General features: G+C 65.6%; 19 protein-coding genes. 13 read left to right on the top strand and 6 right to left on the bottom strand.

The window, feature by feature from the left end; all coding sequences use genetic code 11:
* Positions 1 to 63 precede the first annotated feature (63 nt).
* The 5 genes from AC1DVS_RS13630 to AC1DVS_RS13650 are packed head-to-tail and all read right to left on the bottom strand — an operon-like array spanning position 64 to position 6,789.
* Positions 64 to 2,703 (bottom strand): glycoside hydrolase family 3 C-terminal domain-containing protein, encoded by a 2,640-nt coding sequence (locus AC1DVS_RS13630; RefSeq protein ID WP_478023840.1) that lies wholly within the window; start codon positions 2,701 to 2,703, stop codon positions 64 to 66.
* A 23-nt stretch (positions 2,704 to 2,726) separates the two neighbouring features.
* Complete coding sequence (locus AC1DVS_RS13635; protein WP_478023842.1) at positions 2,727 to 3,737, bottom strand: alpha/beta hydrolase; 1,011 nt, start codon at positions 3,735 to 3,737, stop codon at positions 2,727 to 2,729.
* A gap of 22 nt (positions 3,738 to 3,759) precedes the next feature.
* On the bottom strand, positions 3,760 to 5,142 hold the full coding sequence (locus tag AC1DVS_RS13640; RefSeq protein WP_478023844.1) for a Gfo/Idh/MocA family protein: 1,383 nt from the start codon (positions 5,140 to 5,142) through the stop codon (positions 3,760 to 3,762).
* Positions 5,143 to 5,154: 12 nt separating this feature from the next.
* Positions 5,155 to 6,330, bottom strand: coding sequence for a Gfo/Idh/MocA family protein (locus tag AC1DVS_RS13645; protein WP_478023846.1), 1,176 nt, complete (start codon positions 6,328 to 6,330; stop codon positions 5,155 to 5,157).
* 9 nt (positions 6,331 to 6,339) lie between these two features.
* A complete protein-coding gene (locus tag AC1DVS_RS13650) occupies positions 6,340 to 6,789 on the bottom strand; it encodes a cupin domain-containing protein (RefSeq protein WP_478023848.1) in 450 nt (149 codons plus the stop codon).
* A 214-nt stretch (positions 6,790 to 7,003) separates the two neighbouring features.
* Between AC1DVS_RS13650 and AC1DVS_RS13655 the strand changes: the two genes are divergently transcribed.
* The 13 genes from AC1DVS_RS13655 to AC1DVS_RS13715 all read left to right on the top strand — a co-directional run bounded on the left by AC1DVS_RS13655 (position 7,004) and on the right by AC1DVS_RS13715 (position 20,651).
* Positions 7,004 to 7,708 (top strand): DUF4129 domain-containing protein, encoded by a 705-nt coding sequence (locus tag AC1DVS_RS13655; RefSeq protein WP_478023850.1) that lies wholly within the window; start codon positions 7,004 to 7,006, stop codon positions 7,706 to 7,708.
* A complete protein-coding gene (locus AC1DVS_RS13660; RefSeq protein WP_478023852.1) occupies positions 7,705 to 8,916 on the top strand; it encodes a hypothetical protein in 1,212 nt (403 codons plus the stop codon). Before AC1DVS_RS13655 ends, AC1DVS_RS13660 begins: the two co-directional genes overlap by 4 nt.
* Positions 8,913 to 9,869 carry an AAA family ATPase gene (locus tag AC1DVS_RS13665; protein ID WP_478024439.1) on the top strand — a complete coding sequence of 319 codons (957 nt, stop codon included), beginning with the start codon at positions 8,913 to 8,915 and terminating at the stop codon, positions 9,867 to 9,869. Before AC1DVS_RS13660 ends, AC1DVS_RS13665 begins: the two co-directional genes overlap by 4 nt.
* Positions 9,866 to 11,221 carry a DUF58 domain-containing protein gene (locus tag AC1DVS_RS13670; RefSeq protein WP_478023854.1) on the top strand — a complete coding sequence of 452 codons (1,356 nt, stop codon included), beginning with the start codon at positions 9,866 to 9,868 and terminating at the stop codon, positions 11,219 to 11,221. Before AC1DVS_RS13665 ends, AC1DVS_RS13670 begins: the two co-directional genes overlap by 4 nt.
* Entirely contained in the window at positions 11,218 to 12,237 is a 1,020-nt protein-coding gene (locus AC1DVS_RS13675) for a stage II sporulation protein M (protein WP_478023856.1), read from the top strand. The genes AC1DVS_RS13670 and AC1DVS_RS13675 overlap by 4 nt, the downstream gene beginning before the upstream one ends.
* On the top strand, positions 12,234 to 13,106 hold the full coding sequence (locus AC1DVS_RS13680) for an RDD family protein (protein WP_478023858.1): 873 nt from the start codon (positions 12,234 to 12,236) through the stop codon (positions 13,104 to 13,106). The genes AC1DVS_RS13675 and AC1DVS_RS13680 overlap by 4 nt, the downstream gene beginning before the upstream one ends.
* Before the next feature lie 116 nt (positions 13,107 to 13,222).
* Positions 13,223 to 14,545 carry an MFS transporter gene (locus AC1DVS_RS13685; RefSeq protein WP_478023860.1) on the top strand — a complete coding sequence of 441 codons (1,323 nt, stop codon included), beginning with the start codon at positions 13,223 to 13,225 and terminating at the stop codon, positions 14,543 to 14,545.
* Positions 14,542 to 16,179 carry a glycoside hydrolase family 43 protein gene (locus AC1DVS_RS13690; protein WP_478023862.1) on the top strand — a complete coding sequence of 546 codons (1,638 nt, stop codon included), beginning with the start codon at positions 14,542 to 14,544 and terminating at the stop codon, positions 16,177 to 16,179. Before AC1DVS_RS13685 ends, AC1DVS_RS13690 begins: the two co-directional genes overlap by 4 nt.
* 333 nt (positions 16,180 to 16,512) lie before the next feature.
* A complete protein-coding gene (locus tag AC1DVS_RS13695) occupies positions 16,513 to 17,142 on the top strand; it encodes a PilZ domain-containing protein (RefSeq protein WP_478023863.1) in 630 nt (209 codons plus the stop codon).
* 166 nt (positions 17,143 to 17,308) lie between these two features.
* Complete coding sequence (locus tag AC1DVS_RS13700) at positions 17,309 to 17,554, top strand: hypothetical protein (RefSeq protein ID WP_478023865.1); 246 nt, start codon at positions 17,309 to 17,311, stop codon at positions 17,552 to 17,554.
* A gap of 90 nt (positions 17,555 to 17,644) precedes the next feature.
* Positions 17,645 to 18,769, top strand: coding sequence for an 8-amino-7-oxononanoate synthase (locus tag AC1DVS_RS13705; protein WP_478023867.1), 1,125 nt, complete (start codon positions 17,645 to 17,647; stop codon positions 18,767 to 18,769).
* The gene (gene bioD / locus AC1DVS_RS13710; protein ID WP_478023869.1) at positions 18,766 to 19,395 is read left to right on the top strand and encodes a dethiobiotin synthase; all 630 of its coding nucleotides are present in this window, start codon (positions 18,766 to 18,768) and stop codon (positions 19,393 to 19,395) included. The genes AC1DVS_RS13705 and bioD overlap by 4 nt, the downstream gene beginning before the upstream one ends.
* Positions 19,392 to 20,651 (top strand): adenosylmethionine--8-amino-7-oxononanoate transaminase, encoded by a 1,260-nt coding sequence (locus AC1DVS_RS13715; protein ID WP_478023871.1) that lies wholly within the window; start codon positions 19,392 to 19,394, stop codon positions 20,649 to 20,651. The genes bioD and AC1DVS_RS13715 overlap by 4 nt, the downstream gene beginning before the upstream one ends.
* A gap of 6 nt (positions 20,652 to 20,657) precedes the next feature.
* Here the strand turns inward: AC1DVS_RS13715 and AC1DVS_RS13720 are convergent, their stop codons facing one another.
* Positions 20,658 to 22,079, bottom strand: a complete 1,422-nt coding sequence (locus AC1DVS_RS13720) for an efflux transporter outer membrane subunit (protein ID WP_478023873.1) — start codon at positions 22,077 to 22,079, stop codon at positions 20,658 to 20,660.
* Positions 22,080 to 22,082 lie beyond the last annotated feature (3 nt).

Consider the following 22,082-nt stretch of genomic DNA (forward strand, 5'->3'; position numbering starts at 1 on the left):
CAAAACCGGGCTGAATTATGTCACACCTCCAACATCGGTACCCCCCGAGCGGAGCACACCGCCTCACTCAGGCAGCTTAACCGACCCGGTCACCTTGAACCCCGCCGCGACCGTCACAGCACCCGTCCCCGGCTGTCCACCGCCAATGCTCAGCGAATAGGCCCCCGGCGCGACGACGCGGTCCCCGGCCTCGGTCACGCTGGAAAGGTCGCGCGGGCTCAGGTCGAAATGCACCTTGCCGCTTGCCCCCGCCGCGAGATGCACCCGGGCAAAGCCGCGCAGCGCGCGGATCGGCATGCCGGGCGCCTGCGGGAAGCTCAGATAGAGCTGAACCACCTCATCGCCCTCGCGCGCGCCGCTGTTGCGCACCGCGACATCCACGCCGAGCGGATCCCCCGCCTTTACCACCGCGCGCGACAATAGCGGCTTTGCATAGGCAAAGCTCGTATAGCTGAGCCCATGCCCGAACGGGTACAAAGGCGTGCCCGTGAAATAGCGATACGTCCGCCCCTTCATCGCATAATCCTTGAACGGCGGCAGCTCGTCGACGCCCGTGTAGAAGGTCACCGGCAGCCGCCCCGCCGGGTTGTTCACCCCCGACAGGGTCTCGCCGATCGCAGTGCCGCCGGCCTGCCCCGGATACCAGGCATCGAGGATCGCATCGGCATTCTGGGCAGCCCAGTTCACCGAAAGGGCCGATCCGTTCATCAGCACCAGGGCGAGCGGCTTGCCGGTGCCCTTCACTGCCTTCAGCACCGCTTCCTCATCAGCCGGCAGGTCGAGGCTGGTGCGGTCGCCGCCCAGGAAACCCGGGACATCAACCTTCATTTCCTCGCCCTCGAGCGCAGAGGTGATACCAGTCACCGCGATCACCAGATCCGCATTCTTCGCCGCAGCCACCGCCCGGCCGAGCGGATCCTCCACCACCGGCGCCCAGACCAGATTGGGCAGGAAGCGGCTCGGCGTCTGCTCGATCTTCACCGCATAGCGATGCCCTTTCTCGAGCCGGATCTCGGTGAGGTTGGGCCCGCGCTGCTGCGGGTCGCTATTGTCGGCGATCAGTCTGTCGTCGAGCCAGAAGCGCGCCGCGCGACCGCTGATGCCGATCTTGTAGAGCCCATCCGCCGGCGCGGTGACGAAGCCGGTCCAGCGCGCCGATATCACCGGCGCATCGGGAATGGCGGCGGGCATGTTGCGCTCGAAACTCATCACCGCATCGATCCGCGAGACGGCGGGCGCCCCGCTGAAGTCAGCACCGCGCCAGAACTCGGCCTTCAGCCCCGGCTGCCCGTCCCCATTGGACAGCGCCGATCCCGGCACCGGCTGCGCGGTGCGCAGGAAGTTGGTGCCCGGCTCAAACACGATCTCGGCACCCGGAAAAGCGGCGCGAATGCCGTCCAGCGCACTCACCGGGGACACCGGCGTGCCGTTGTAATTGCCCGCCAGCACATCGGTCTGGTCGGCAAGCGGCCCGACCACGGCGATCCGCTTCACGCCCGGCTTCAGCGGCAGCAGCCCGTTGTTCTTGAGCAGCACCATCGATTCCCGCGCAAGCTTCAGCGCCAGCGCGCCATGCGCCGGCGAATTGAGCGCGTTGTCCGGGATGCTCGAATAGGGCACCATCGCTGGCGGATCGAACATCCCCAGCCGCATCCGCGCGGTGAACAGCCGCCGCAGCGACTGGTCGACCACCGCCTGGCTCACCAGCCCCTGCTTCATCGCATCGGTATAGCGGTCATAGTCGGAGGTCGGCCCGGCCATCCGGCCATATTCAGTGCAGTCATTGTCGACCCCGTGCTTCAAGGACACCGCCGCCGCCTCGGCCACCGTCTTGGTGAAATGATGCCCGCGCTCGATATCGGCGATCGCGTCGCAGTCGGAGACGACATGCCCCTTGAAACCCCATGCGCCGCGGAGCCGGTCGTTGAGCAGGAAGTCGCTCGAACAGGCCGGCTGGCCGTTGACCCGGTTATAGGCGCACATCACGGACTCGACCTTGCCCTCGGTCACCAGCGCGCGGAACGCGGGGAGATAGGTGTCCTCCTGGTCGTGCCTGCTCACCGGAATGTCGTCGCTGTGCCGCCCCGGCTCGGGGCCGCTATGCACGGCATAATGTTTGGCCGTCGCCGACACGCGGTAATAATGCGGGTCGTTGCCCTGCATGCCCCGCACGAACGCAACGCCCATCTGCGCGGTCAGATACGGGTCCTCGCCATAAGTCTCCTGCCCGCGCCCCCAGCGCGGATCGCGGAAGATGTTGATGTTGGGAGACCAGTAGGTCAGCCCCTGCATGATGCGATGCTCGCCCCCGGCGCGCTCGACCTGGTTCCATTTGACGCGCCCCTCGGTGCCGATCGCAACGCCCATCTCTTCGATCGTCGGCGGGTCGAAGGTCGCGGCAAGGCCGATCGGTTCCGGAAACACAGTGGCATAGCCATTCCGTGCGACGCCGTGCAGCGCCTCGCTCCACCAGTCATAGGCTGGCACGCCGAGCCGCGGGATCGCCCGCGCCTGGTTGACGAGTTGTGACGCCTTCTCCTCGATCGTCATCTGCGCGATCAGCGCATCGACCCGCTGCTCCGTAGGGAGGGCAGGGTTGCGCCACGGCGCATCGGCGGGCGGCGCGGTCTGCGCGCTGGCAGCCCCGCCCAGGGTGAGCGCCGCCAGGCATCCGCACAGAGCTGTCATCCCCGAAACGCGCATCATCTTTCTCCTGAAAAATCCGGTCATTTGCGATAGCCTCGCCAAACCCACTCGATCGCCTCCGGCAAAGTCTGCCCGACGACGCGCTGGTCGACATGCACGGCGTCCTTCGCGAACACATAGCGATAGGCATAACCCTTCGCCTTCAGCGCCGCGGCCATGCGCTGGTTGGCGAGCGGCCAGTTGTGGAAGGTCGATTCAGGATCGCCGAAATGCAGGTCCTTCTCGCCGACCTCCATCCAGATCCGGATCGGCTTGGCCGGGCTCTCGGGGATCAGATGAGCGTGATAGTCCCAGGCGCCCTCGGGCGTCGCCGGATCGACCGGGGACTGTTGATTCACAAAGGTGCCCGAATAGGACAGGACGCGGTGGTACCATTCAGGGTGGAACCACGCCATGGAGAGCGCCGCTGACGCACCCGAACTCGCGCCCATCGTCGCTCGCCCCTCGGGGTTTGCGGTGAACTTGATATGGTAATTGGCGGTAACGCGCGGCAGCACCTCGCGCTCGACAAATTCGGCATAGCGGCCCGACATGGTGTCATATTCGAGGCCCCGCTCGGAGCCTTGCGCATCGCCACCGCCCGACTGGATCATCACCGCGACCATCGCCGGCACCCGGTGCTGCGCGATCAGCGTATCGAGCGCCAGCGCCACCCGCACCGCATAGTCCCGCCCGTCCTGCACCACCATGAAAGGCGTCTCGGTCCCCGGCTTGTAGCCGGCGGGAATGTAGACGATCACCTCGCGCCGATAGGGCGCCGCCTCGGATTGCTGCGCGGCCGTGGCGGCGATGCGATTGCCATAGGCGTCGCGCTTCGCGGTATAGTCGTTGGCCAGCTGACGGATGCCGGGATAGATCTGGCTCTCGGAGGACAGCATCACGAAGCCGTGCAGCGACCCCATCGGCTGTTTCGGATTGACCGCCATCTCGGGCGCATCGGCATAATCCGGCCCGATCACGCTCTCGATCCTGCTGTCCTGCGCCAGGGCACTGCTCGCGATCAGCGCGGCGGCAACGATGATGCTCCTCACGGCAATTCCCCCCATTTGAGCCTCAGATCGCATAGCCGGCGCGCTGCGGCCGGCTCAGCGTCGTATTGGCCTCGTCATCGCCGATGAAGCGCTCGGCAGCCGGATCCCAGTGCAGATGCCGGTCGGGGCGGTGCATCGCCGCCCAATGCAGCAGGCAGGTCGAGCAGGCGCGGTGGCCGAGTTCGGCGGGCGAGACATTGGGCTTGCCCGAGCGGATCGAGTCCAGCCAGTTCCGGTGCTGCTCGGGGCTGCGATAGAGATGAATCTCGTTGGGCCCGATCACGCTGTCGAGGATCTTCGGGTTGCTCGCTACCAGCCCGCTTTCGCCTGCCGCGGCGATCGCCGGGTCGCTCGGAGTCACCCCGCCGCCGGTACGCGTCGCGAAGATCGATCCGTCGCTGCCGATGAACTTCACGCCATTGGGCAGTGCGCCCGAAATCGTCATCACCACGCCATTGGCATAGCGGCCATGCGTCTCGAACGGCCCGTGCACGTTCCACAGCCCGCTCTTGGGAAACTCGGCCGATCCCCAGATCTCGACCGGCCCCGTATGCTCGGTATCCATGCCCCAATGCGCGATATCGACATGGTGCGCGCCCCAGCCGGTGATCATCCCGGCGCCGAACTGCTCGCAGCGCAGCCAGCCCGGCCGGCCGAAACCGCCATCCTGCGGATGCACCCGGATCTCGGTATAATAGACCTCCGGCGTCGAGCCGAGCCATGCATCATAGTTGAGGTTGGCGGGGATCGGCATCGGCCCAGCCTCGGGGCCGGAGGGATCGCCCGGCAGGCCGATCTCGACCCGTTCCAGCTTCCCGATCCGCCCGTTGCGCACCAGCTCGCAGGCCCGATGGAATTGTGGCCAGGGCTCAAGCGAGCGCTGCTGCGATCCGACCTGCAGGATGCGGCCGCTCTTCGCCACCGCATCCGCCATCTTGCGGCCCTCGGCGATCGTCACCGAGGCGGGCTTCTGGCAATAGACATGCTTGCCCGCCCGCACCGCATCGATCGAAAGCCGGGCATGCTGGTGGTCCGGGGTCGAGACCAGAACAGCATCCACATCCTTGTTGGCGAGCAGTTCATGATGGTCGGCATAGCCGCGCGTGCCGCTGTACGGCTTGCCTGCCTTGTCGCCATAGCTCTTGTCGACCAGCTCGATCCCCTGCTTCAGGCGCCGCGTATCGACATCGCAGACCGCGACGATATGGGCATCGTCATTCTTGAAGATCTCGAACATGTCATGACCGCGCGAGATTCGCCCCACCCCGATCGCGCCGATATTGATCCGGTTGCTCGGCGCAGTCGCCCCGAACACGCTCGACGGCACGATCGCCGGAAAGCCGATCGCCGCAGCCGCGCCCGACTGGAGAACCCCGCGCCGTGTGAAACCCTGTGCCTTGGTCATCACAAGTCTCCGTCAGGCCATCACAGGCCGGGTGGCGTTCTTCTGCGCAGTGAGCACGAGTTCGGCGGCAAGCAGCGCCTGCTCCTGGTCCTGCGCAATCTGCGTGCGTTCGACCACATCAGTCACGAATTGCGGCCCGAACGGCAGATAGACCCTGCTGCAATCGAGATAGCGCGCGCTCTTGCGGTCCACGACGAACAGGTGGTTGCCGCCCGGCTTGCCCGCGGGGTCGGCATATTTGCGCAGCTCGATATAGCCCTCGGTGCCGAGCACGAAGAGCCGCCCGTCACCCCAGGTGCCGAGCCCGCCCGGGGTGAACCAGTCGACCCGAACATAGCCGGTGCCGCCCGATCCGCTCATCATCATATCCCCGAAATCCTCGAACAGCGGATGGTCGGGATGCGCGAGATTGCCGGTCTGCGAGGCGACCACCTTCGCTCGCGTGCTCCTTGTGAAATAGACGAACTGCTCGGCCTGGTGGCTGCCGATATCGGTCAATATGCCGCCATAGCGTGCCTTGTCCCAGAACCAGGCCGGGCGGCTCGCCGGGTTGATCTGGTGCGGCGCGATATTGATCGTCTGGAGGACGCGGCCGATCGCACCCTCGTCGATCAGCTGCCCCGCCTTGATCGCGGCGGGAACCTCGAGCCGCTCCGAATACATGATCGCGAACTTGCGGCCTGTCTCCCTGATCGTCCGCCGCACATCGGCAAGCTGCTTCAGCGTGGTGATCGCCGGCTTGTCGCCAAGGAAATCCTTGCCCGCGCGCATTGCCCTGATGCCGAGCGGCGCCCGCAGATCGGGGATCGGCGCGCCGGCGATGAGCTGGATCGAAGGGTCGTCGAGGATCTCGGCCTCGCTCCGCGCGAGCTTCACATCGCCGAACTTCGAACGGAAACTGGCGATCTGCGCCGGATCGGTCGCGTAGAGCGCGACCAGCTCGCCGCCCCCGCGGATCACCGCCGCCGTCATCCCATAGATATGGTTATGGTCGAGCCCGATCACCGCGAATTTGATGTGATGCTTCGGCCGGGGGTCAGTCGGCGCTCCGGTGTTCACCACCTCCGGGATCGCGTTGCCGCCCTTCGAAGCATCCATCGCCTGCGCAAAGACATCGCCCGGCAAGGCCGCGGCGAAGCCCGCCATGCCGGCACCGGTGAGCATCGAGCGGCGGTCGATCGGGTTCATGTCAGTTCCTCAATTCGCCGGTGTTGCCGCCGTCTTCCAGTTGATGACGTGATAGGTCGCCGGTTCCGCTCCGACATTGCGCAGCGCATGAAGCGAATTGGAGGCGTTGAGGATGATCGATCCCGGCCCGAGCCGCTTCCACACCCCGTTCGACAGCGTCTCCACGGTGCCGGTGCGGATGATCACCAGCTCCTCGTTCGGGTGCTTGTGCGGCGGATGCGACGCGACGCCCGGGTTGAGCGTGGTGATATGCATCTCGATCTGGTCGAGCGTCGCGGTCGGGCCGTCGACAACGCTGCGCAGCTCGCCGACATCAGTCTTCGTCACGGACAGGCTGTTCCAGTCCCAAACCGACGGGCCGATGATCGGGCGCTTGTTCTGGGCGAGGAGCCCCGCCGAGCAGGTGAGCGCCACCGCTCCCAAGGCAACGGACACGTCCCTGCGCGTGATGCGAATCATGACCCGTCCTCTCCAGGCCGGCGTCCCTCTCCTGACGGAGGACTCACCGGGCGCACATTGTCTGGTAGCGCTACCCTGTTATTTCCTATCCTATATGATTGTCAAAGAGCGATATCGTCACAGCGGCTGAAGCGGATGCATTTACGCGTTGCGCCCGGTAGAGCTTGCTTTAAGTCTAGTGCTGATAGCGTCTTACGGGCGCGGGGGAGATGACGTGAGCGGGGGGAATTCGCACGAAGCGGCAGCCGCCGCCGACCGCTTCGCGGCTGCTCACGCGGCGCTGAAGGCAGACAGGTCGATTCAATTCACGCTTCAGCCGGCGCCCGCACCGCCGGCGCCACCGCAATGGCTGATCGATTTCTTCCACTGGCTCGGTCAGGTGCTGCGGCCCGTTGGGCGTCTGCTCCACTGGATCGGCAGCTTCTTTCCCGACGCGCCTTATGCACGCATTTTCCTGTGGACCGTCCTCGCGCTTGCCGCGGCGATGCTCCTCTGGGTGATCTATCAGCGGCTGCGCTACGGTGTCTGGCGCTTGCCGCGCCGCCGGCGCGCGCCGCCCGCCGCGGTGGAGACGGAAGAGGAGGCCTGGGCGCCGGACGCCGCGCCGGTTCGGGCCTGGCTCCGCGAGGCCGATCTGATGGCCGAGCAAGGTCGCTATGCCGAGGCCGTCCACCATCTTCTTTTCAGATCGATCGAGGATATCGCCAAGCGCCGGCCGCGCCTCGTTCGCCCCGCGCTCACCAGTCGCGAGCTCGCTGCAGCGGACGCGATTCCGGAACCGGCGCGCGATCTGTTCTCCGGGATCGCCCGGCTGGTCGAGCGCAGCCTGTTCGGGGGCCGGCCGGTGAATGCCGAGGACTGGGGATCAGCGCGCACCGCCTATGCCGATTTCACTCTGGCTGGGACATGGCGGGCATGAGCGATATCAGCATCGGCAAAGGGGAAGCGGACGGCGCTTTCCGCATGCGCACCGTCATCCTGATCCTCGCGATCGGTGTGCTCGGCTTTATCGGCACGCTGGTGCTCGGTGCCTATGCGCCGGATTTGCGATCGGGCCGCAATGGCGGGGGCCACGCCCTGTCCAACGCTGCGATCGGCTTCAGCGGCATCGTCCAGCTCGCTCAGGCGACCGGTCGGAACCCGCAGATCATTCGCGATCCGCATATGATGGACAGCGAGGATCTGATCATCTTCACGCCCGATAACGGCAGACAGGATATCAGCCTCGGCATAACCGGTCGCGGCGCCAAGCCGACGCTCTTCATCTTTCCAAAATGGCAAACCATGGGCGATCCCACCCATAGAGGCTGGGTGCGCTATGTCGGATTGAAGTCCGCCGACGATCCGGAAGCGGTCCTGGCACCGGCCCAGAAGCTCAAGGTAGATCGGCACCCAAGCGGTGGCCGCCCCTTGATCACCACCGGCGACCTGCCGCCGGAGATCCGCTTCTCGGCACCGCGTCCGCTCCAGACGATCAGCGGCCCCGGCGTCCATCCGCTCATCACCGACGAGGCGGGGCGGGTGGTCGTCGCCCAGCTTGGCGAGGGGCCGCTCTACGTGATCGCCGATCCCGATCTGCTCAACAACAAGGGCGTCGCCGACGCGCGCCAGGCGGCGGCCGCGCTCGCGCTGCTCGACTGGATGAACTCGAGCGGGTCGAGGGAAATCGATTTCGACGTGACGGTGAACGGCCTCGGCCGCTCGCGAAGCCCGCTCAAGCTCGCATTCGAACCGCCTTTTCTCGCCATGACGCTGGCGATTGCCGCCGCCGTGGCGCTCGCCGCATGGCAGGCCACCGCGCGTTTCGGTTCGCCGCGACGGCGCGAGCGCGAGATCGCGTTCGGCAAGGCGGCGCTGATCGACAATACCGCGACCCTGGTCCGCAAGGCAGGACGTCAGGCAATGCTCAGCGGCCGCTATGCCGATGTGATCCGGGATCGCGCCGCAATCGTGTTCGGCATGTCGCCGCGGCTGCACGACGCAGCGCTCGATGCGCAGCTCGACCGGCTCGACGGGCGCGCTCGCTTCTCCGAGCTCGCTGAAGCGGCAAAGACGGCGACAGATCGGCATTCGGCACTTTCGGCGGCGCAGGCGCTGCACAAATGGTTATGGGAGAAAACACGGTGACGGTAGAAGAGGTTCGCGCACTCGCCGCGCAGATCCGCGCAGAGATCGGCAAGGCTGTCGTCGGGCAGGAGGCGACGGTCGAGATGATGCTGGTCGCGTTGTTCGCTGGCGGCCATATCCTGCTCGAAGGGCCGCCCGGCACCGCCAAGACCCTGCTCGCGCGCAGCTTTGCCGCTGTGATCGGCCTTGATTTCGGGCGCATCCAGTTCACGCCGGATCTGATGCCGGGCGATATCATCGGCGCCAATCTGTTCAACTTCCAGACCTCGACCTTCACCCTCACCCGGGGCCCGATCTTCACGGATCTGCTGCTCGCCGACGAAATCAATCGCACGCCGCCCAAGACCCAGGCGGCCCTGCTCGAAGCAATGCAGGAGCACCGGGTGACGATCGATGGCGAAAGCCTCTCGCTCGGTGACCGCTTCATGGTGGTCGCGACCCAGAACCCGATTGAGCAGCAAGGCGTCTATCCCTTGCCCGAGGCGCAGCTCGATCGCTTCCTGTTCAAGCAGGTCGTCGATTATCCGTCGGCCGCCGAGGAGCGCCGCATCATCGCCACCCACGGCGCGCGCAAATCGACCATGGCGCCTGAGGATTGGGGCGTCGAGAAGAAGACTGACGCGGCCACGATCGGCGCTGCGATCGATGTCGTCTCGCAGGTCAAGCTGGTCGACGAGGTGATCGACTATATCGCCGCGTTGATCCGTGGCACGCGCGATGTCGCTGATCTCGAAAGCGGTGCGAGCCCGCGTGCCGGTGCGATGCTCGCGGGCGCGGCGCGCGCGCGGGCGGCACTCGACGGCCGCGATTTCGTCATCCCAGACGACGTCAAGGCGCTCGCGCCGGCGCTGCTGCGCCACCGCCTGATCCTGTCGCCGGCCGCCGAGATCGATGGGCGGGTGGTCGAGGATGTCGTCACCAGCATCATCGAAACGATTGAGGCCCCGCGTTGATCTATCCCACCCGCGCGGCTGTACTGGCGGCAGCGGCGGGTGCGCCGTTCGCGCTGCTGGTCGGCGTATTCGTGCCGGAAAATTKGTATGCCGGGCTGGCCTGGCCCGTGGCGGTGCTGCTGCTGACCCTGCTCGATGCTGTGTCCGGCATCCGCAAGGGCAGCGCACGTATCGATCGAATCCCCTCCGTCTGCGTCGGCGCGACCGTCAACGCCAGGGTCACCGTCATTTTCGCAGGGAGTGGAGCGCCGCGCACCGCCGAGGTTGCGATCCCGGCCAATCCGCTGGTCTCGGTTGAGGATGACGGGCGGCTGTGGGTCGCGCTCGACGGAGAACGAAGCCCGGCCTCTCCGCCACTGACGACGGACCGGGGCGGGACCCGGGGCGCGGCCCTGTTGCCGATCACGGCGGTCCGGCGGGGCACAGTGCGGTTCGACCGGCTCTGGCTGCGCTGGCGCGGGCCGTTCGGCCTGACCTGGAAACAGCAGGTGATCGAAATCGACACTGCCTTCCCGATCTTGCCCGATATCAGGCCCGTCCAGCAGCGCGGCGCGCAGATCTTCCAGCGCCATGCATTGCAGGGCCTGATCGCGCAGATCGACCGCGGCGACGGCGCGGACTTCGAATCGTTGGTCGAGTTTCGCTCAGGGATGGATCGCCGCGCGATCGACTGGAAGCAATCGGCGCGGCACTCGAAGCTCCATGCCAAGGAATTCCGCACCGAGCGCAACAATCAGATCGTCTTCGCAATCGACGCCGGACGCCAGATGTCGGAACCCGTCGCCGGCCTGCCGCGCGTCGACCGCGCTGTCTCGGCGATGCTGCTGACCGCTTGGGTCGCGCTCAAGCTTGGTGACCGGGTCGCGCTCCACGCGTTCGATTCGCGGCCGCGGATCGCCAGCGGGCTGGTCTCGGGCGCGGCTTCGTTCGCCGCTCTGCAACGGCTTGCGGCGGGAATCGACTATAGCGCTGACGAAACCAATTATACCTTCGGCCTGACCACGCTATCCGCCCGCCTTACCCGGCGCTCGATGATCGTGCTGTTCACTGAGTTCACTGATCTCACCTCGGCCGATTTCATGGTCCGCGCCGCCGCCAGGCTGGTCCAGACCCATTTGCTGCTCGTCGTCGTGCTCCGCGACGAAGAGGTCGAGGCGATCGCCGATCGCGCACCGGAAGAGGCGGACGACGTGACCCGCGCAGTCACCGCGGCCGGGCTGCTCCGCGATCGTCGCATTGCGTTGACCCGCCTGCAACATCTTGGCGTCCATGTCATCGAAAGCGAATATGATCGGGTCGGCGAGCGGCTCGTCGCAGGCTATGTCGATCTCAAGCGGAGGAACTTGTTGTGAGCGCAGCCAGTTCGGCGATCCTCGGGGCGCAGCCGATCCTCGTCAACGCCACCCGCTTCCGCAAAGCCCATGAGGCTGAATGGGAGCGGCTCGACTATCTGGTGAGCCGGATCGAGAAACGTTCGGTGCGTTCACTTTCCGATGAAGATCTGCTGGTGCTGCCTCTGCTCTATCGCTCGGCGCTGTCGTCGCTGTCGGTCGCACGCGAAACCTCGCTCGACCGGGCGCTGATCGCCTATCTCGAGCAACTCTGCACCCGCGCCTATTTCCAGATCTACGGCGTCCCGAGCTCGGCGCTGCGCCAGATCGGCCGCTTCTTCGCCAGGAGCTGGCCCGAGGCGGTGCAGGCGATCTGGCGCGAAACCCTGGTTGCCTTCCTGCTGACGGTGGCTGGCGCGGTGGTCGCCTATCTGCTCGTGCGGAGTGACCCGACCTGGTTTTTCGGGATCATGCCCGAAGGACTGTCGGCCGGCCGCGATCCTTCCGCCTCGGCTGAGTCGCTCAGGGCGACGCTGTACGATACGAACAAGGGCGATGGCCTCGCCTTTTTCGCGACCTATCTCTTCACCCATAATGCGCAGATCGCGATCTTCTCCTTCGCGCTCGGTTTCGCCTTCGCTGTCCCGACCATCTTGCTCATCCTTTATAACGGCCTGATGCTCGGCGCGTTCGTGGCGGTGTTCGTGCCCAAGGGGCTCGGCTGGAATCTCGGCGGCTGGCTGATGATCCATGGCACGACCGAGATTTTCGCGATCATCTTGTCGGGCGCCGCCGGTTTCAGGATCGGCATGGCGATCGCCTTTCCCGGCCGTCTCTCGCGTGGCGATTCAGCGATTGCGGCGGGGCGTTCGGCCGCGACGGCGATGGCGGGCACGGTGGTGATGCTGATCGTGGCGGGCATGCTGGAGGGGATTGGCCGCCAGACTGTGACTGACGATTGGGCCCGCTATGCGATCGGCCTCACCATGCTGTTCGGCTGGCTCGTCTATTTCTACACGCCGCGGAAAGCCCGATGAGCTGGTCGCTCCGCAGAAAGTCGAAAGGTCCGGTGTCGCTCCGGCGCAGTTTCGTCACGCCCGAAGGCGTCGATCTCAAGCTCGAGCTCGGCACCGCGGGCGCGCGGGCCGGCGCTTTCATGCTCGACGGGCTGTTCATCCTCCTCGTCCTCATCGTCCTGACGATCGCCATCGTCACCTTGCTCGTTGCCAGCCACCAGGGCAGCGTGCTGGCGGTTCTCTGGCTGATCGGCTTCTTCACACTGCGCAATGGCTGGTTCGTGCTGTTCGAGATGGGCGGTCGCGGTGCGACGCCGGGCAAGCGGGTGATGGGTCTGCGCGTCGTGGCCCGCGATGGCGCCCGGCTGACTGGCGGAGCGGTGATCGCCCGCAACGCGATGCGCGAAATCGAGATATTCCTGCCTTTGTCTTTTCTGGGCTCCCAGGCTGCCGAGGGTACCGCGGATACCTTCCTGACCATCTTCGCTCTGTGCTGGAGCGGTATCTTCCTGCTCTTCCCGCTGTTCAATCGGGATCGCCTGCGCGTCGGCGATCTGATCGCCGGCACCTGGGTGGTTCGCACGGTCAATGGCAAGCTCGGCCATGATCTCGTCGCCGGCAAGGAGAGCGCACGCCGCACCTTCACTGACGCGGCGCTTGGCCTTTACGGCGTTTATGAGCTCCAGACGCTCGAGGATGTGCTGCGCAACGGCCAGGATGAAGCGATCGCGACAGTCGCCTGGACGATCCGCAACAAGGCGGGAATCGCTGATGATGGCGACGATTTCGGCTTCCTGTCGGATTATTATGCCGCGCTCTGCGCGCGGCTCGAACGTGGCCTGATGCTCGGCCGGCGACGCGAGGACAAGTTCGCGGCCAGCCGGGGATAGCACCGCACGCGACAATGCGTTAGCGTTAACATCGGAGCGTTTTCCAGTTAGGTGGAATCACCTGACGATTCGGAAAAATGCGAAAAACAAACAGCCGCGATCGCGGGGAGGGGCTCATGCTCGGCAAAAAGCTGCGCTGGTGGATCATCGGGCTGGTGATGCTCGGCACGATCCTGAACTATCTCACGCGCAGCATCATGGGCGTCGCCGCGCCGACCGTCATGGCCGAGCTCCATATCAGCACCGAGCAATATTCCTGGATCACCAGCGGCTTCCAGCTCGGCATCATGCTTCAGCCGGTCGCTGGCTATATCCTCGACGTTATCGGTTTGAAGTCGGGCCTCGCGCTGTTCGCTTTGGCCTGGGGCCTGATCACGATGGTGCACGGCGTCGCGACCGGCTGGCTTGGCCTTGCCGGGCTGCGCTCCCTGCTCGGCTTTGCCGAGGGCACCGCACATCCGGGCGCGCTCAAGGTCATCTCCGAATGGTTTCCAGCACGGGAGCGAGGCTTTGCCGGCGGAGTCTATAATATCGGCGCGTCGCTAGGCTCGGTGCTGGCGCCGTTGCTGGTCGCCGGCGCCGTTTGGGTGTGGGACTGGCGGGGCGCCTTCGTAGTCGCCGGCGTGCTCGCCCTCCTCTGGGCGGCTGCGTGGCGGCATTATTATTATTCGCCGGAGTTCCATCCGGCTATCTCGCCCGAGGAGAAGGCCGAGATCAGCGACGGCCAGGAGACATATCTCCAGGCAGTGCCGGGCCGTCCGCCGATCGGCCAGTTGCTGCGCCGGCGCAACCTTTGGGGCATCGCGCTGCCGCGCTTCCTGGCCGACCCGACCTGGGGAACGCTGACATTGTGGATGCCGCTCTATCTCACGACGGTGCGCCACTTCGATCTCGGCCAGATCGCCATGTTCGCCGGGCTCCCCTTCATCGCGGCTGATCTCGGCTGCCTGTTCGGGCCGTTCATCGTATTCCGGCTGCAGAAGCGCGGCATCAGCCTGATCAACGCGCGGCGCAGCGCCTACACGCTTGGCGCGGTGATGATGACCGGCATGATGTTCGTCGGACAGGTCGACAGCGCGGTCGCGGCGGTCGCCTTGCTCTGCCTTGGCGGCTTCGCGCATCAGACGCTGTCGGTCACCTGCATCACCATGGCCTCCGATCTGTTTCCCCGCAATGAGGTGGGGACCGCCGCGGGGATCGCCGGGACCATGGCCAATCTCGGTGTGTTGTTGTTCTCCCTGGCGATCGGGCATTTCGTCGAGCGGATCGGCTATGGGCCGTTTTTCGTCGCGCTCGGCGTACTCGACCTGTTCGCCGCTGCCTTGTTATGGACCCTGGTCCGCGCGCCCGAGACCGAAAAGCCCGTGCCTGAAAAGCCCGTGCCTGAAAAGCCCGTGCCTGAAAAGCCCGTGCCTGAAAAGGATGCCGAAACCGCATGATCCGCAATCCGATCCTCCCCGGCTTCAACCCCGATCCGTCGATCATCCGCGTCGGCGACGACTACTATATCGCGACCTCGACCTTCGAATGGTATCCGGGCGTGCAGATCCATCATTCGCGCGACCTGAAGCATTGGCGGCTGCTTACCCGGCCGCTCCGCCGGGCGGCGCAGCTCGATATGCGCGGCGATCCGGATAGCTGCGGCCTCTGGGCGCCCTGTCTCTCTTATGCGGACGGGCTGTTCTACCTCGCCTATACCGATGTGAAGCGCTACGGCCGCACCACCACTGGTGGCTCCTCGGGGGCATCGCTTCGGGATTTCCACAATTATCTGGTGACCTGCCCGACGATCGACGGCGAGTGGTCCGATCCCATCCATCTCAACAGCAGCGGTTTCGATCCGTCGCTGTTCCATGACGACGACGGCCGCAAATATGTCGTCAACATGCTGTGGGATCACCGGCCGGGCAAGAATCGCTTCGCCGGGATCGTCTGCCAGGAATATGCGCCCGAGGCACGGGCACTGGTCGGCGAACGGACGGTGATTTTCGCCGGCACCCCGCTCGGCCTTACCGAGGCACCGCATCTCTACAAGCACGACGGCTATTATTACCTGATCACCGCTGAAGGCGGTACCGGCTGGAATCACGCAGTGACGATGGCGCGCTCGCGCACCTTGCTTGGGCCCTATGAGCTCCATCCCGACGCCTACATCCTGACCGCGCGCGACCGGCCCGATGCGCCGTTGATGCGGGCCGGCCATGCCGACATCGTCGATGGGCCGGATGGCGAGCCCTGGATGGTCTATCTCTGCGGCCGCCCCTTGCCCAATCGCGGGCGCTGCACATTGGGCCGCGAGACCGCGATCCAGCCGATGCGCTGGGGCGATGACGGGTGGCTCCGCACGCTCGCCAGCGACGCAATGCCGGTGATCGAAACGCCGTCACCCGATCTGCCCGCCACTCGGTTCACCGAAGCGCCCGCCCGTAGTGATTTTGACGGCCCGGACCTGCCGATCGATTTCCAATGGCTGCGCACGCCACATCCGGGCGACATCTTCAGCCTTACCGAACGCCCGGGGCACCTGCGCCTTTACGGTCGCGAGACGATCGGCAGCCTGTTCACCCAGGCGCTGGTTGCGCGCCGGCTCCAGGCTTTTTACTGTTCGGTGACCACCGTGATGGATTTCACGCCCGAGCATTTCCAGCAGGCGGCGGGTCTGGTCTGCTATTACAACGCCGCCAAATTCCATTACCTTCACGTGACGTACGACGAGGCCATCGGCAGGCACATCCGCGTGATGTCGGCCCTGCCCGACCAGCCCCAGGCTGATGCCTTCACGCCGCCGATCCCGATTCCGCCCGGCCCGATCAGCTTGCGCGCCGAGATCGACTTCGATCGGCTCCGCTTCGCTTTCCGGGCCGAAGGTGCTGATGACTGGACTTGGCTCCCTGAACAGTTCGACGCCAGCATCCTTTCCGATGAGGCGACCGCGCCCGGCCAGCCCAATTTCACAGGCGCTTTTGTTGGCATGGCGTGTCAGGATCTTGCCGGGAGCGGCCGATCGGCTGACTTTGACTGGTTCGAGTATTGCGAACGCGACTTCCAGCTCATTTTGCGCGATATTGACTGATCTAAGACCGGCGCATCGAGAGTTGGTCTGGAGCAAGGTGCGGTTCATTACTCCGCGTAAAGATTAGTTCTATCTATTCGGAGTCCAGTGCCGAGGAATGGGCGGCACGGCGTCGCGTTTACATCGCGGCGGGCGATCCGGCACAGTTGCGGGCGGTTTTGCACTGTCCGCTATGGCCGCAAGATAGAACGGAAATGAACATATTAACGAATTCTAAGCACATCAGGGCAATGATGAACCTCGGGTGGGCTTTGAATTGAAGTAGGGGGAGGGCGGTGGCTGGCCTGGCGGGCAGCGCGGACACCGAAGTGGTCGCTCGCTGGAGGCACCCGCATGCTCGATTCGTTTCAAGACAATGAGCTAACGACTGAACCGCTTTTCGGCACCCCTCTGGCAAAGGGCGATCGCCGCAATCAACAGCGCCATGTCACCGTTCTGCGCGTGGCCAAATTGAGCACGCCGCACAGCGAAGAATTCTGCCTCGTCCGCAATATCTCGGCCGGTGGCATGATGGCGCACATCTATTCCGAGCTCGAGGTCGGCGATCCCGTCCATGCCGAGATCAGCTCCGGCCACCGAATTTCCGGCAAGATCCTGTGGCGCCGCGAGGGCGTGGCCGGGATCGGCTTCGATGAGCATGTGGATCCCGTCAGCATTCTCTCCGGCGAGGTTCACGCGCCGGTCCCGCAACGTGCGCCGCGCGTCGGGATAGACGTGCGTGCCCGGATCAGGGTGGGGACGCAGTACCGGTTCGTCACCTTGTGCAACATCTCCCAGGGTGGTGCGAGCATCAGCCCGCCCGAGCCCGGCGAGCTGGGGCAGAAGCTGATCCTCATGGCAAACGGCCTGCCGCCGATCGCGGGCGTGGTCCGCTGGCAGGATCAGCATCATGCGGGCATCAAGTTCGATGTTCCGCTCTCGTTCGATCTGTTGGCGAAATGGGTGCCCACATTGCGTCGCTGACGGATGAAGCTTTTCAGTTGGTTTGGCTCGGAGGAATGACTCGTCGATGCACGTCTTAACTGCCCAATATAGCGGAACGAACTACGACATGAGTTGTTTGGCAGTCGACCAGAACTCTGTCTTGGGCGGAAAGGTCGGGCGGTGTGGCGTTGTGCCTCGAATCACGATGAACGAACCAGCGATGCTGTATCGCAAGATGGGGGATACCACGCATCCGGGGCGGCGCTCCTGGGAGACAGTCATCGCGCGGGGGCCTTTCATCGTCATGGCAGCCGGCTATCTCGCCTTCGATCCCGAGCTGCGCGCCTCCTTCAGTATCAGGAGCGAAACGCGGGAAGTGACGCCCGAGGAGATCGAAGAAGCCGTGCGCGAATGGAATTCGCACAAACAGGATCTCACCCCCGGCACCTGACTGAAACCCGCTCGGCATTGCCTGCCTATCTCGCGACCTATCACGACTGGTGATCGTCAAAACCGCATAGGCACGCTAACGGACTGCGGCATGTCGATGCTCGAAGTCCATCACGCTCATCTTGCCGGGCTCGCCGCACGGGATCGCCTGCGCGCGCTGACGCCCAGGAGCGGGGTGGACTTCTCGTCGAACGACTATCTCGCGCTGGCATCCGCACCGCGCCTCGCCAAAGCAATCATGCAGGCGATCGCGCGCGGCGTGCCCGTCGGCTCGGGCGGGTCCCGGCTGTTGCGCGGCAATGCCGAGGAGCATGAAGCGCTCGAGGATGAGGCGGCCCGCTTTTTCGGGGCAGAGTCCGCTTTGTTCTTTTCGAGCGGCTTTGCCGCCAACGCCGCCCTGTTCGCCTCGCTGCCGCAACGCGGCGACCTGATCGTCCATGACGCCCTGATCCATGCCAGCGCGCATGAGGGGATGAAGCTCGGTCGCGCTGCCTGCGTGGCGGTAACCCATAATGATCCGCACGCCTTCAATGACGCGATCATAAGCTGGCGTCATGGCGGCGGAACCGGGCGGCCCTGGATAGCGGTCGAAAGCCTGTACAGCATGGATGGCGACTGCGCGCCGCTCGATGCCCTTGCGGGCATAGCAGCGCGCCATGAGGCTTTCCTCCTGATCGACGAAGCCCACGCGACCGGCGTGTTCGGCGCCGACGGGCGCGGCCTCGCCGGTCATCTCGAAGGCCGGGAGAATGTCATCACCTTGCGCACATGCGGCAAGGCGCTGGGGTGTGAGGGCGCGCTGCTGTGCGGGCCGATGGTGGTCCGCGATTTCCTGATCAATCGCGGCCGCGGCTTCATCTTCTCGACCGCGCCCTCGCCCCTGATGGCGAGCGCGGTGCGCGAAAGCCTGCGCATCATCGTCGATGAGCCCGAACGGCGCGAGCATCTTTGGGCGCTGGTCGCGGCTGCCGAACGGGCCTTGGCGCCATGCGGCGTCGTGCCGAGCGGCTCGCAGATCCTGCCACTGGTCCTCGGCGACGACGCACTGACGATGCGGGTCGCGGCGGCGGTGCAGGCAGCCGGCTTCGATGTGCGCGGCATCAGGCCACCGACGGTGCCGGCGGGGACCTCGCGGCTGCGCATATCGATCACGCTCAACGTCACCCTGGCGCAGATTGAGGCACTCGGCGCCGCGGTCGAGGCAGCGCTCGGATGAGCGGCCGGACGATCATCGTCACCGGCACGGACACCGATATCGGCAAGACCGTATTCGCGGCCGCGCTCGCCGGAGCGCTCGATGCATCCTATTGGAAGCCGGTTCAGGCCGGGATGGAGGGTGGCGGCGATGCCCTCTCAGTGGCGACGCTCGGTGGCCTGCCGCCAGCGCGAATCTTCCCTGAGGCATACCGTCTGCAAACTCCCTGCTCGCCGCACCGCGCCGCCGAGATCGATGGCGTCGATATCGAGATCGACCGGCTCATGCTTCCGGCCATCCATGGCCCGTTGATCGTCGAAGGAGCAGGGGGCGTCCTCGTGCCCGTCACGCGCGATATCCTCTTCGCCGATCTGTTCGCGCGCTGGGGGCAAGCAGTGGTGCTCGTCGCGCGGACCGGCCTCGGCACGATCAACCACAGTCTCTTGTCGATCGAAGCCTTGCGCTCGCGCGGCGTGCCGATCCTCGGCATCGCGTTCGTCGGCGAGGCGGTCGAGGACAGCGAAGCGACCATCGCGCAGATCGGTGGCGTACGAAGGCTTGGACGCCTCCCGCGCCTCGCGGCGCTCAATGCCGGAACGCTCCGCGCCGCCTTCCTCGAGAATTTCGACGTGGAGGATTTCCGGTGAAAGAATCCCCCGTCTGGCACCCCTTCACCCAGCATGGTCTCGCCGAGCCGATCCCGCTCGTCACCCATGCCGAGGGCGCTGCGCTCTACACGGCCGATGGCCGTCGGGTCGTCGACGCTATCTCCTCCTGGTGGGTCACGACGCACGGCCATTGCCATCCCCGGATCATGGCCGCGGTCGCGGCTCAGACGGCACAGCTCGACCAGATCATCTTTGCCGGCTGGACTCACGAACCCGCCGAGACGCTCGCGCGCGGTCTCGTGGAGATCATGCCCCCGGCCCTGACCCGCGTCTTCTTCTCGGATTCGGGTTCAACCAGCGTCGAGGTCGCCCTCAAGATGGCGCTCGGCTATTGGGCCAATCGCGGCGAACCACGCGGCCGCATCCTGGTGATGCAGCACAGCTATCATGGCGACACGATCGGCGCGATGTCGGTCGGCGCGCGCGGCGTCTTCAACCAGGCTTATGCGCCTTTGCTGTTCGACGTCGGCACTGTGCCATTCCCCGCCGCTGGGCAGGAGCAAGCCACGCTTGATGCGCTGGAAGCGGCCTGTCGCGCCAAGCCCGCGGCCTTCATCGTCGAACCGCTGATCCTCGGCGCCGGCGGCATGCTGATCTACCCCGCCGCGATCCTCGCCGAGATGCGCGCCATCTGCGCGCGCCACGAGGTGCTGTTCATCGCTGACGAGGTGATGACCGGCTGGGGCCGCACCGGAACCCTGCTCGCCTGCGAGCAGGCCGATGTCGTGCCCGATATCCTCTGCCTGTCCAAGGGCCTGACCGGCGGCGCGGTGCCACTCGCCGTCACCCTCGCGACGGAAGCGATCTACGCAGCGCACCTGTCGCAAGACCGCGCGCGGATGTTCTTCCACTCCTCGAGCTACACCGCCAACCCGATCGCCTGCGCCGCCGCCAACGCCAATCTCGCCATCTGGCGGGAAGAGCCGGTTCTGGCGCGGATCGCCGATCTGGGCGCCCGCCAGCACGAGCGGCTCGCCACGCTCGCCGAGCTTCCCGCAATCAGCAACGCGCGGTCGATCGGCACCATCGCCGCACTGGAGTTGGGCGGAGCCGAGGGCAGCTATCTCTCCCAGCTCGGCCCGAAGCTGCTGGCCTTCTTCCGCGACCGCAACCTACTGCTCAGGCCACTTGGCAATACCATCTATGTCATGCCGCCCTACTGCATCAGCGACGGTGATCTGGATGCGATCTACGCCGCGATCACTGAGGCATGCGATTGGCCTGAGCTGGCCTGAACAAGCTCATCGGCTCGCCACCTTTACATCCGCCTTGCCCCATCCGCCACCAAGCGAGCGGAAAAGATCGACCTGAGCCCCCGCAATCCGCGCGTTCGATGCAGCCAAATCGGCATCCGTATCGGCAAAAGTCCGCTCGGCATCGAGCACTTCGAGGAAGTCGATCTGCCCCTCGCGCTGCCGCGCCCGCGTAATGCGCGCCGCCGCGGCGGCACCGTCCCGCGCCGACACCAAAGCCGCATGCCGCCGCAGCTCCTGCTGATAGGTCGAGAGCGCAGTCTCGGTCTCTTCCAGTGCGCCGAGCACCGTCCCGTCGAACTGCGCGAGCGCAGCGCGGCTGTCCGCTTGGCTCCCGGCGATCCGCGCACGCACCGCGTCCTGGTTCAGCGACCAGCTGATCAGCGGCCCGACTAGCCAGCGCAATGCGCCGCCGGTGAACAGGTCGCTCAATGAAGCACTGCTCGCGCCGACCGATCCGCCCAGCGAGATATGCGGATAGAGATCGGCCGTCGCCACGCCGATCCGCGCAGTAGCCGCCGCCAGCCTCTGTTCGGCGGCCCGGACATCGGGGCGCCTCGCGAGCAGTCCGGCTCCGTCCCCCACCGGGATCGGCTGGTCGAGCGTCGGCGTGGTGAAACGCTCGGCCGCAATCGGAGGCAGGTCCTGCGGGGTGCGGCCGGTCAGCGTCGCCAGCCGGAACAAGGCCGCTTGCCGCTCCGCCTCGATCTGCGGAACAAGCGCGGCGCGCTGATCGCGCAAGGTGGTGATGCGGACAAGATCGAGCTTCTCGGCCCGCCCGGCATCGGCCCGCTTGCCGGTCAGGATCGCCGATTTGTCGAGCAGATCGACGATCCGCTTCGCCACTTCGAGCCGCTCGGCAGAAGACGCCGCATCGACATAAGCGCGCGTGGTCGCGGCGACGACCGACACGCGCACCGCGTCCGCATCGGCGTCCGCCGCCCGCACATCGCCACGCGCAGCCTCAATGCTGCGCCGGACGCGCCCTGCCAGATCGACCTCGTACGAAACATTGAGACCGACATCATAAGACGCCCCCTCAGCCGGCGTGCCCGGCAAACGCTGCACGTCGGCCGAGCGGCCATAGCCACCGGTCGCACCGACATTCGCCTGGGGCAGCCGGTCGGACCGAGTCTCGCGCAAGCTCGCCCGAGCCTTGTCGAGCCGCGCGACTGCAACCCGGATATCGGTATTGGCGGCAAGCGCATCCGCCACCAGCTGATCGAGCACCGGGTCGTTATAGAGCCGCCACCAATTGTTGTCCGCAGCGGCAGTCGAAACCGCGGGGTTGGTGCTCCCGATAAACGCACCCGTCGCCTTGGGCGGCGCGATCGGCGCCTTGAAGTCGGGCCCGGCGGCACAGGCCGACAAGGCAAGCGCCGAGAGTGAGGCAAGCAATACGCGTTTCATGGT

The organism is Sphingomonas sp. P3_C5 (assembly GCF_056402635.1).

What these genes read in the sequence shown, in the direction of transcription:
- AC1DVS_RS13695 (WP_478023863.1), top strand. Translation starts at nt 16,513, where the DNA reads ATGCTCGATTCGTTTCAAGACAATGAGCTAACGACTGAACCGCTTTTC.
- bioD (WP_478023869.1), top strand. Translation starts at nt 18,766, where the DNA reads ATGAGCGGCCGGACGATCATCGTCACCGGCACGGACACCGATATCGGC.
- AC1DVS_RS13720 (WP_478023873.1), bottom strand. Translation starts at nt 22,079, where the DNA reads ATGAAACGCGTATTGCTTGCCTCACTCTCGGCGCTTGCCTTGTCGGCC.
- AC1DVS_RS13630 (WP_478023840.1), bottom strand. Translation starts at nt 2,703, where the DNA reads ATGCGCGTTTCGGGGATGACAGCTCTGTGCGGATGCCTGGCGGCGCTC.
- AC1DVS_RS13705 (WP_478023867.1), top strand. Translation starts at nt 17,645, where the DNA reads ATGTCGATGCTCGAAGTCCATCACGCTCATCTTGCCGGGCTCGCCGCA.
- AC1DVS_RS13690 (WP_478023862.1), top strand. Translation starts at nt 14,542, where the DNA reads ATGATCCGCAATCCGATCCTCCCCGGCTTCAACCCCGATCCGTCGATC.
- AC1DVS_RS13645 (WP_478023846.1), bottom strand. Translation starts at nt 6,330, where the DNA reads ATGAACCCGATCGACCGCCGCTCGATGCTCACCGGTGCCGGCATGGCG.
- AC1DVS_RS13700 (WP_478023865.1), top strand. Translation starts at nt 17,309, where the DNA reads ATGAACGAACCAGCGATGCTGTATCGCAAGATGGGGGATACCACGCAT.
- AC1DVS_RS13660 (WP_478023852.1), top strand. Translation starts at nt 7,705, where the DNA reads ATGAGCGATATCAGCATCGGCAAAGGGGAAGCGGACGGCGCTTTCCGC.
- AC1DVS_RS13685 (WP_478023860.1), top strand. Translation starts at nt 13,223, where the DNA reads ATGCTCGGCAAAAAGCTGCGCTGGTGGATCATCGGGCTGGTGATGCTC.
- AC1DVS_RS13640 (WP_478023844.1), bottom strand. Translation starts at nt 5,142, where the DNA reads ATGACCAAGGCACAGGGTTTCACACGGCGCGGGGTTCTCCAGTCGGGC.
- AC1DVS_RS13650 (WP_478023848.1), bottom strand. Translation starts at nt 6,789, where the DNA reads ATGATTCGCATCACGCGCAGGGACGTGTCCGTTGCCTTGGGAGCGGTG.
- AC1DVS_RS13680 (WP_478023858.1), top strand. Translation starts at nt 12,234, where the DNA reads ATGAGCTGGTCGCTCCGCAGAAAGTCGAAAGGTCCGGTGTCGCTCCGG.